This window comes from Arthrobacter sp. zg.Y820 (genome assembly GCF_030125555.1).
In the GTDB taxonomy this organism is placed as follows: domain Bacteria; phylum Actinomycetota; class Actinomycetes; order Actinomycetales; family Micrococcaceae; genus Arthrobacter_B.
Window position 1 is genome coordinate 442,391 of sequence record NZ_JASKLX010000006.1, and the last position, 10,050, is coordinate 452,440.

At 68.4% G+C, this 10,050-nt stretch carries 5 protein-coding genes; 1 reads left to right on the forward strand and 4 read right to left on the reverse strand.

Translation table 11 applies throughout. The features are described 5' to 3' along the window. Positions 1–35: 35 nt before the first annotated feature. The 3 genes from pepN to QNN99_RS07255 all read right to left on the reverse strand — a co-directional run bounded on the left by pepN (position 36) and on the right by QNN99_RS07255 (position 5,555). The gene (gene pepN / locus QNN99_RS07245) at positions 36–2,663 is read right to left on the reverse strand and encodes an aminopeptidase N (protein ID WP_229965759.1); all 2,628 of its coding nucleotides are present in this window, start codon (positions 2,661–2,663) and stop codon (positions 36–38) included. Between the two features lie 27 nt (positions 2,664–2,690). Further along, positions 2,691–4,397, reverse strand: coding sequence for a glycosyltransferase-like membrane protein (locus QNN99_RS07250; protein WP_229965760.1), 1,707 nt, complete (start codon positions 4,395–4,397; stop codon positions 2,691–2,693). A gap of 138 nt (positions 4,398–4,535) precedes the next feature. Next, the gene (locus QNN99_RS07255) at positions 4,536–5,555 is read right to left on the reverse strand and encodes a YeiH family protein (RefSeq protein WP_229965761.1); all 1,020 of its coding nucleotides are present in this window, start codon (positions 5,553–5,555) and stop codon (positions 4,536–4,538) included. A 132-nt stretch (positions 5,556–5,687) separates the two neighbouring features. Between QNN99_RS07255 and QNN99_RS07260 the strand changes: the two genes are divergently transcribed. Continuing rightward, positions 5,688–8,483: a cation-translocating P-type ATPase gene (locus tag QNN99_RS07260; RefSeq protein ID WP_229965762.1), complete on the forward strand. Its 2,796-nt coding sequence runs from the start codon at positions 5,688–5,690 to the stop codon at positions 8,481–8,483. On the opposite strand, the gene QNN99_RS07265 is transcribed toward QNN99_RS07260, so the two are convergent. Then, positions 8,462–9,898 carry an SDR family NAD(P)-dependent oxidoreductase gene (locus tag QNN99_RS07265; RefSeq protein ID WP_229965763.1) on the reverse strand — a complete coding sequence of 479 codons (1,437 nt, stop codon included), beginning with the start codon at positions 9,896–9,898 and terminating at the stop codon, positions 8,462–8,464. The genes QNN99_RS07260 and QNN99_RS07265 overlap by 22 nt on opposite strands. Positions 9,899–10,050 lie beyond the last annotated feature (152 nt).

The window sequence follows — 10,050 nt, forward strand, 5'->3', positions numbered from 1 at the left end:
GCGGTGCGCACGGGGTCCGTGCACACCGCCGGCGCCTACCTGCCGGCAGCCTGTGCCCGCAGCGCCCGCAGCAGCTGGTCCTGCTGCTCCACGATGATCCTGCGCAGGGCCGCCGGGGCCTGCGGGTTCGCCTCGAGCCAGTCCATGCTGGCCACCAGGACCGGGTGATCGGCGGGAACCATGTGCTCGGGCAGGTCCTGTGCGCCCGGGAACAGCCCGGTGACAATGCGGCTGGCCAGCTCAATGCTGCGGGAGCTCCACACCAGGGCCAGCGACGCGAAGTAGTCGGCGGCGAAGACCCCCAACAGCTCGGTGCTGCCAATGGTGAAGCCTTCGATGGTGGCCGACAGCAACTGGTTGGACAGCTCGTCCGAATGAACGGCATCCTGCCACGCGGCGGCCTTGGCGGCGGGTTCGGGGAACGCCGCCGTCGCGGTCGTGAAGCCCACCCGTCCGGAAGCGGTGGAATCGCGCGCCAGTTCGGCGTCCAGCTCCGCCCGGCGGGCATTGCCGGTCGCGGCCAGCGCCACCCACAACAGCCAGCGCAGGTCCGAGTCCACGGCCAGCCCCGGCACCTTCACCGTTCCGTCCAGCAGGCCCCGCAGCAGCTCTGCGTGCGCGGCGCTGCGCCGCCCCAGGGCCGCCGCGCTGCGGGCCCACACCAGCTGCCGGTCGCTGCCGGGATCCGCGGCGTGGAGCTGCTCGACCACCAGCGAGTACAGGTTCTCGCGAAGGGTGCTGCGGTGTTCCGCCGGAGCATAGCGGTCCACGGCAAAACGGGCGTTGTCGAGGATCACCTGCAGGACGCCGGCCCCGGTTTCCGCCGGCGCGGCCTGCACGATCAGCCGGACATAGTCCCGGGCGCTGAGCGCCCCGTCCCGAACGCTGTTCCACAGGGCCGAGAAGCACACGGCCCGGGTCAGCGGATCGGGAATCAGGCCCAGGAAATGCAGCAGGGTCTGCAGGGAGTCGTTGTCGAACCGGATCTTGGCGTAGGTCAGGTCCTCGTCGTTCAGCAGCAGCAGCGCCGGACGCTGCGTTCCCACCAGCTCGGGCACATCGGTGCGCGGCCCGACGACGTCGATCTCCAGGCTGCCGGTGCGCACCAGGGTGCTTCCCGCGGCGAGGTCGCCGGTGTTGTCCGGGTTGTACAGTCCGATGCGCAGGCGGTGCGGCCGCGGCACCTGCTCGCCGCTGACCGGATCCGGAGCGTCCTGGACAATCGTCACGGAGGTGTAGGCGCCGTCGTCGTCCGTTTCGACGCGGGGAGTCAGGGTCGGCACGCCGGCTGTCTGCAGCCACAGCCGGGACCAGGCGGCCATGTCCCGGCCCGAGGCCGTGCTCAGGGCGTCGAGCAGGTCAGCGAGGGTGGTGTTGCCGTAGGCATGGTCGCGGAAATAATTGCGGGCCGCCGCGATGAACGCGTCGAAGCCCACGTAGGCGACCAGCTGCTTGAGCACTGACGCGCCCTTGGCGTAGGTGATGCCGTCAAAATTCTGCTTGGCCGCTTCGAGGTCGGTGATGTCCGCGACGATCGGATGGGTGGTGGGCAGCTGGTCCTGGACATACGCCCAGGCCTTGCGGCGGTTGGCAAAGGAGACCCAGGAATTGGTGAAGTCGGTGGCCTGGTCAACGGCGAGGGCACCCATGTAGTCGGCGAAGGATTCCTTCAGCCAGAGGTCGTCCCACCACGCCATGGTCACGAGGTCGCCGAACCACATGTGAGCCATTTCGTGCAGGATGGTGTTGGCGCGTGCCTCGTACTGGGCCTCGGTGGCCTTGGATCGGAACACGTAGGCGTCGGTAAAGGTCACCAGGCCCGGGTTTTCCATGGCCCCCAGGTTGTACTCGGGAACGAAGGCTGAATCGTACTTGCCGAACGGATACGGGTAGGCGAACAGCCCGTGGAAGTAGTCCAGGCCGCGCTTGGTGATGTCGAAGATGTTCTGCGGATCAAAGGACCCGGCCATGGAGGCCCGGCAGTAGGCACCCAGCGGAACATCCAGGACCGACCCGTCCTCCAGTGTTCCGGACCAGGAATCCTCAGCCTTGAAATACGGTCCTGCCAGCACCGACGTGATGTAGGTGGAGATGCGCCGGGTGGGCGCGAATTCCCGGCGGCTGTACTGCCCCTCAGCAAGCGGCGTGCACGAGACCTCTGCCCCGTTGGAGGCCACGGCCCAGTCCGAGGGCGCCGTTACCGCGAACGTGAAGGCGGCCTTCAGGTCCGGCTGTTCGAAGTTCGCAAACACGCGCCGGGCGTCGGCGGGCTCGTACTGGGTATAGAGGTAGGTGCGGGAATCCGCCGGATCGGTGAACCGGTGCATTCCCTCGCCGCTGCGGCTGTACAGGGCCGTCCCGTCCACCGTGACGGTGTTCTCGGGAGCCAAATCCGCCAAGTGGATCCGCGAACCGTCCACTGTGCCCTCCAGCGGCAGCTCCCGGCCGTTCAGGACCACGGAGGACACGCCGCCGTGGATAAAGTCCAGGAACGTGGCCGCGCCGGGCTCGGCACAGCGGAACGTGATGGTGCTCCGGGACCGGAACCCGGGAGCATCAGGGTCCTCGGCGGTGCTCAGATCAAGATCGACGTCGTAGGTTGCAACGGATATAAGGGCTGAGCGGGCGGCGGCTTCTTCACGGCGCAGATTCTGGTTCGACACCCCATCATTCAACCACTTCCGGTCGCCTCAGGTCCCGGATCGGAACTCCGCTCTTTGCCCGCCGCGCGGGCCGCGCAACACCCGGGCCGGCAGGAGACTGTCCGCCACTGCCTGGAAGGAGAGCGAAGCAAGCAGGATGAAGTACGGGACGTAGAGGTACAGGAGGCGGGCCCGGCCCTCGGACAGCAACAGGAACAGCAGCAGCCCGAGCAGTGCTATGCGCACGGCAGAGACCTCCGGCAGCAACAGACGGGGCGTTCGAAACACCAGCGGCACCGCCACCAGTGCCAGCACCACAAACCACGCCCCCTGCCAGAGCGACAACAGCCAGGGGAACCCGGGACGGTTGTTGCCGTACATATCCTGAATGCCGCGGTCCGCCGGAGCGGTGGACACAAACTCATCGCCCGTCCGGACGCCCTCACCCCAAGAGAAGAAGGAGCCGTCCCCGGTGACCCACAGCAGCTTGTGGTTCAGGAAGTCCGCATAGCCGGCCGGACCCATGGCGGACACCCGCTCCGCATAAACGTGGAGTCCCTGCTGGAACCGCTCGTCCGGATCGGCAATATTCACCGTGCTCCAGTAGTCCTCATTGTTGAAGCAGCCGTAAAGCAGGCCGTGGGGTCCTTGCCTGCTCTGCGACCCGACCTTCAGGAAATGGGTTGGCGGGATGGCCGCCGGGTTGTCCTCGACATCGAACCCGATCGCCGTCGTCCGCTGTTCCAGGAACTCAAGGATCCGATGTCCGGCCATGACGCTGCCGGCAACCACTGCGGCGCCCAGGAGCAGGGTCCCGGCGCTCCGGCCCCTGCCGCGCAGCACGGGGGAGCAGGCCGCAGTGATGCCGGCGGCAAGGAGGCAGATGATGACTGTTGGTTTGACGCCGTACCCCACGGCTCCCGCCCCACCGGCCAAAATCCACAGCGCAACCCGGCCGGCGAGACGCCGGGACCGCTGCGAAGCCAACAGCAGGCACAGGATCAGGACCGGAAAAACCAGTCCCGTCGTGTCTGAGTAAAGGACACCGAGCCACGGGGACAAGAGCACGAAAATGGTGGAGGGAAGCAGCGTGAACGCGGCCACCGTGCGGCCTCCGAGCATGCGGGCCGCCGCGTACGTCAGGGCGATCCCGGCGAAGAGCACGACGGCGTTCAGGAAAGCGGCGGCGACCTCCAGATCGGTTACGCCCAGCGAGACGACCAGGCCGAAGTACACGGACAGCAACAGCGTCAGCAGGATGTTGTTGGGGTTCAGGGAGAAGTAGCCGGAGTCGATTTCGGTCCGGGTTCCCAGCGCCAGCCCCGTCGCGGACACGAACATGGGGTGCGAGTCCCAGTCCGCCGGCAGCCGCACGGCGCAGGACAACCGTACCTGCAGGGCGAAAAGTGCCATCCAGACCGCGGCCGATGCCAGCCGTCCCGGGATGGGGTGTCTGAGCAGGTGCGGTTCGGCCTTCCGCAGGCCCAGGTATAGGCCGGCCATCAGGAGCAACACCACGGCGGCAGCGGCGAGCGCCCACGAGGTTTCGTAGCGGGAGACGCCGTAGTGCGGGTCCACCAGGTTCCCCAGCAGGGACCACAGGCTCACCCCGCAGAACACCAGGCCGGCCATGGTTGAAAGCAGGTTGTTCCGGTTCCGGTGCGGGGCACCGGCGTCCGCCGGCGCGGTCCCGTCGCCTGAACGCGTGCTGCCGGTACCGGTGCCGCCGGGGTGGGCCCGCTGTTGATTCGCCAAAATATCCCGTCCTTTGGGGCAGGAGGCGGTGAGCTGGATTCGGCGTCGCTGAATTGGTGCTGGCGAGAGTAGGGGGCGTCAGGCGCCGGGGGCAAGAGTGAAGGTCGGATTCAGTGTCCCCTGACGCTGCCCCGGGCCTTACCGGGACAGGGTCAGCGCCAGAGCCAGCCCCAGGCCGCCAATGAGGAACCAGGAAACCAGTGCGGCGGCCAGGGCCCGGAATCCGGACACGAACAGAGCCCGGAACCGCACTCCGGCGCCCAGGGCGAAGAGGGCGGCGGCGAAAAATACTTCCTGCACCACGGCGGCGGCCGACAGCACGCTTTCCGGCAGCACCCCGGTGGTGCGGACAACAATGAGGGCGAGGAACCCGGCCACAAACAGCGGCACCAGCGGCGGCAGTTTGCCCGGGGTCTGTTCTCCCCGGGCCGACCGGCGCCCGAGCAGTCCGGCGGCGGCGGCCAGCGGAGCCAGCAGGACCACCCGCGCCAGCTTGACGACGACGGCGGCGGCGAGCGCCGCCGTGCCTGCCGTCTGCGCGGTGGCGACCACCTGGCCGACGTCGTGGACGGAGGCGCCGGCCCAGATGCCCAGCGTTTCGGCCGGCAAATCCAGGAGCGACCCCAGCAGCGGCAGCACGCCGATGGCGAGCGTTCCGCAAAGGGTAACCAGCGCTATCGGCACCACCGTGTCTTCGTGCCGCACCCTGCGGGCCGCGGCCATCGCACCGATGGCGGAGACTCCGCAGATCGAGAAGCCCGAAGCGATCAGCAGGGGCTCCTGCCCCGGCAGGCGAAACGCCCGGCACACCAGGTAGGTTCCGGCGAAGGCCGCCCCCACCAGCGCTGCGATCAGGAGCAGGGCGGTCCAGCCCAGGCCGGCAATATCGACCAGCGAGACCTTCAACCCCAGCAGCACGATGCCGGCCCGCATCAGTCTCCGGGCCGCCAGCGACAGCCCCGGCTTCAGCGGGCCGGCCACGGCCGGGGAAATCCCCGGCAGGTTCGCGGCGAGCAGCCCAAGGACCACCGCCGTGGTCAGGACCGGCAGCCAGGGAAACAGCCAGTGCAGCAGGTACGCAGGAAGCACTGCCGCGGCAGCGGTGACCAGGCCGGGCAGCACTGCGGTGGCGGTTCTTTGCCGGGGAGTGCGGTTCACGGTTCCACCCTGCCGCAGAATCCCTTCCCCGCCAAACATGACCGCTCAGCTCCCGGTTCCCGTTCCAACGGGAGTTTGCCGGCGGCTGCTTTGTTAGAGTGAACAGCACCCCCTACCGCCAGAGGCAAACCCATGCACGTGGACGATCAGATGCCCGAACAGCCCTGGACATTATCTGCTTCGCAGGTTGCGGCGCAGTTGGAGGTTACCCCGGACACCGGGCTCTCCGCCGACCAGGCACAGCAGCGCACCACCCGGTACGGCCGCAACGAACTGGCTGCGGGCCGGAAGGTACCGGCCTGGCGCAAGATCCTGGGCCTGCTGACGGACCGCCTCATCCTGGTGCTGATCGGTGCTGCCGTCATCAGCGCCGTCGTCTCCCGGGAATGGGAAACACCGGTGGTCATCCTCGCGGTGATCACGCTGAACACGGTGCTGAACTATGTGCAGGAGCAACGGGCGGAAAACAGCCTGGAAGCCCTGCGGAGCACTTCGATCTCAGTGGCCACGGTCCGCCGCGGCGGACGGACGCTGGACATCCCGCGCACCGACCTGGTGCCCGGTGACGTGGTCCTCCTGGAGGCAGGGGACACCATTCCCGCTGACGGCCGGCTGCTGGAAGCCGTCCGGCTGCAGGTGGCCGAGGCAGCGCTGACGGGGGAGTCGCAGCCCGTCAACAAGACCACGGCTGCCCTGGCCGACCCCGAACTGCCGGTGGGCGACCGCACCAACATGCTCTACATGGACACCGATGTGAGTCGCGGCCGTGCGGTGCTGCTGGTCACCGGCACCGGCATGGAGACCCAGATCGGCCGGATCGCCCACCTCCTGGGCACCACGGCGGACGAAAAAACGATCCTGCAGCGCAGCATCGACCAGCTGGCCAGGCTGCTGACCTACGTGGCGCTGATCGTCGTCGCCGTCGTGTTCGTGCTCGGCCTGCTGCGCGGGGACAGCTGGGAAGATCTGTTCCTGACCGCCGTCTCCCTGGCAGTGGCCACCATCCCCGAAGGGCTGACCGCCGTCGTCGCCTTCACGCTGGCCATGGGAGCGTCCCGGCTGGCTGCCCGCGGCGCCATCATCAAGCAGCTGGCGGCCGTGGAGACCCTGGGCAGCACCTCCCAGATCTGCACCGACAAGACCGGCACCCTGACCCTGAACGAGATGACCGTGCGGCGCGTCTACGCGGCCTCCGGCCGGGTCTTCCGGGTGTCAGGGTCCGGGTACTCCACCGAAGGGGCCCTGCTCAGCGCCGACGGACACCCGGTCTCCGCCCTTACCCCGGCCTTCCTCGGCTTCGCCCTGTGCAACGACGCATCGGTGCGCAACGGCGTCCTCACCGGTGATCCCACCGAGGGCGCCCTGGTGGTGCTGGCGGAAAAGGGCGGCATCGACGCCGACGGCGCACGCGCTTCCCATCCGCGGATGGCCGAAGTTCCCTTCGACTCCGACTACAAATTCATGGCCACGTTCAACCGTTCTCCCGGCGGCGGGGACGCGGCCGACGACGCATCCGGAGAGAGAGCGCCCGGGGAGGCGGCGGGCGGGGAACTGTTCTGCTACGCCAAGGGAGCCCCCGGAGTCCTGCTGGAGCGCTCGGAGTTCCTGTCCACCGCGGACGGAGACCGGCCGCTGCGCCCCGAGGACCGGAAACGGATTTCGGAGGAAGTGGCGGCCCTGGCCCGGCAGGGGCTGCGCACCATGGCAGCAGCGGGCCGGCCGGTGGACGGCGGGCTGCCCGCCGATTCCGATGCCCTCCGGGACAGCGTCACCGGGCTGACCCTGTACGCCGTCGTCGGCATCATGGATCCGCCCCGCCCCGAAGCCGCCGAAGCGATAGCGCGGGCCCACCGGGCCGGAATCAGCGTGCACATGATTACCGGCGACCACCTGATCACTGCCTCCGCCATCGCCAAGGACCTTGGAATCGGCGGCGAAGCGGTCTCCGGCTCCGCCCTTGACGGCCTCGACGACCAGGCGCTGCGCGAACGGGCTCCCGGCTACGGGGTGCTGGCGCGGGTTTCGCCCGAGCACAAGATCCGGATGGTGGAGGCGCTGCAGGCGGACGGCGCCGTGGTTGCCATGACCGGCGACGGCGTCAACGACGCCCCGGCGCTCAAGCGCGCCGACATCGGCATCGCGATGGGCATCACCGGCACCGACGTGTCCAAGGGCGCGGCGCGGATGATCCTCACGGATGACAATTTCGCCACCATCGTCACCGCTGTGCAGGAAGGCCGGGGCATCTACGCGAACATCCTCAAGTTCGTCAGCTTCCAGCTCACCACGGCGTGGGGGTTCGTGCTGATTTTCCTGGCGGCTGCGGCGTTCTCGCTGGCCGGCGGAGCGCCCTTCACCGCCCTGCAGATCCTCTGGGTCAACATCATCATGGACGGCCCGCCGGCGCTGGCGCTGGGCGTGGACCCGGCCGATCCTGACCTGATGAAGCAGCCGCCGCGGCCGGCCCGGGAACCGCTGCTGACTCGCCGGCGGATCCTGCGGATCCTGACGATGGGCATTGTCATGGCGGTGGGGACCTGCAGCGTCCTGTACCTGGCGCCGCAGATGTATCCCGAAAGCGCCGGCGACCCGCTGTTCGCCACCACCCTGGCGTTCACGACCTTCGTGTTCTACCAGGCCTTCAACCTGCTGAACGTCCGCTCGGCCACGGGCAGCGTCTTCTCGCTGCACACCTTCACCAACCGGGCGATCTGGGTGTCGCTGGCCGCCGTCGTCGTCCTGCAGGTCCTGGTGGTGCAGCTGGGCGTGCTGCAGGGGCTCTTCGACACCACCGACCTGACCTCCGGCCAGTGGTTCCTGGCCCTCGGCGTCGGGTCGACGGCGCTGTGGATCTCCGAGATCCGGAAGGCGGTCTCCCGCTTCCGGCTGCGGACCTCAGCGCCGGCTTACCAGGGTGAGGGCTTGTAGTCCTTCAGGAAGACGCCGAACTGGTCAACGCCTTCCTCACCCATGACGATCGGGTCGTAGACCCGGGCAGCGCCGTCGACCAGGTCCAGGGGGGCGTGGAAGCCCTCCTCGGCCAGGCGCACCTTCGTGGGATGCGGCCGCTCATCGGTGATCCAGCCGGTGTCCACGGCCGTCATCAGGATGCCGTCGCTTTCCAGCATTTCTTCGGCGCTGGTGCGGGTGAGCATGTTCAGCGAGGCCTTGGCCATGTTGGTGTGCGGATGCCCGGGGCCCTTGTACCGGCGGGAGAACTGGCCCTCCATCGCCGAGACGTTCACGATGTACTTCCGGCGGGCGCCCGAGGCGGCCATGGCCGGCCGCAACCGGTTGACCAGCAGGAATGGTGCGGTCACGTTGCAGAGCTGGACCTCGAGCATCTCCAGCGGTTCCACCTGGTCCACCACCTGGGTCCAGCTGTTGATCGGTGCGGTGTCCGGCACCAGTCCGCCGGCGTCAATGGCCGTTCCGGCGCCCAGCTTCTCCAGCGAGGAGGAACCGGCCGTCAGCGCCAGCGAGGTGACGGCGTCGCCGGCGAGCACGGGATGTTCCGCGATCGACCCCGCCAGTGCTGTGGGATGGGCGTTGTGGGTGTGGCCGAAGGTCACCAGCTCCGGCATGTTGCCGGCCGGCAGTTCCTCGAGCTCGGCGTCGACCAGCGGCTGGTACGCGTTGGACGTGCGGCGCACTGTCTGGGCGGCGTTGTTGATCAGGATGTCCAGGGGCCCGGCGTCGGCCACTGACTCGGCCAGCGAGATGACCTGCGCCGGGTCGCGCAGGTCAATGCCGACGATCCGCAGCCGGTGCAGCCAGTCCGCGGAGTCCTCCATGGCGGCGAAGCGCCGGGCGGCGTCCTTGGGGAAGCGGGTGGTGATGGTGGTGTGCGCGCCGTCGCGCAGCAGCCGCAGGGCGATGTACATGCCGATCTTGGCGCGGCCGCCGGTCAGCAGGGCACGTTTTCCGGTGAGGTCGGTGCGGGCGTCGCGCTTGGCGTGGCTGAAGGCAGCACATTCCGGGCAGAGCTGGTGGTAGAACGCGTCAACCACGGTGTAGGGCTGCTTGCAGATGTAGCAGTTGCGCGGCTTCAGCAGCGTTCCGGCCGACGGTCCGTGCGCCGAGGTCCGCAGCTGGGCGCCGCGGGTTTCGTCGTCGATGCGGTCGGCGGCTCCGGTGGCGGTGCGGGCGACGACGGCGCGGTCGGCGTCCGCAGCGGCGTCGCGCTTTTCATTCTTCCGGTGCTTCTTCACGGATTTGAACATTTTGGCGGTCGCCCGGCGGACGGCAACGTAATCCGGGTGCTCCTCGTCCAGGACGTGGATGGAGGACAGGACCCGCAGGCAGGCCTGCAGATCTTCGGGAGTCAGGTCGGGGGTGCTCATGAAAAGTCGTTTCTGCTGTGTTTCCCGCCGGCGAACAACACGGCGAAGGCAAATTTTTGTGCCTTCCGACCTTACAACGAAACGCCGCGGCGCCCGCTATTGCGGGGCCCCCCGCGGGGGAACATGACACCCCGCCGCAGGCCCAAAGGGGG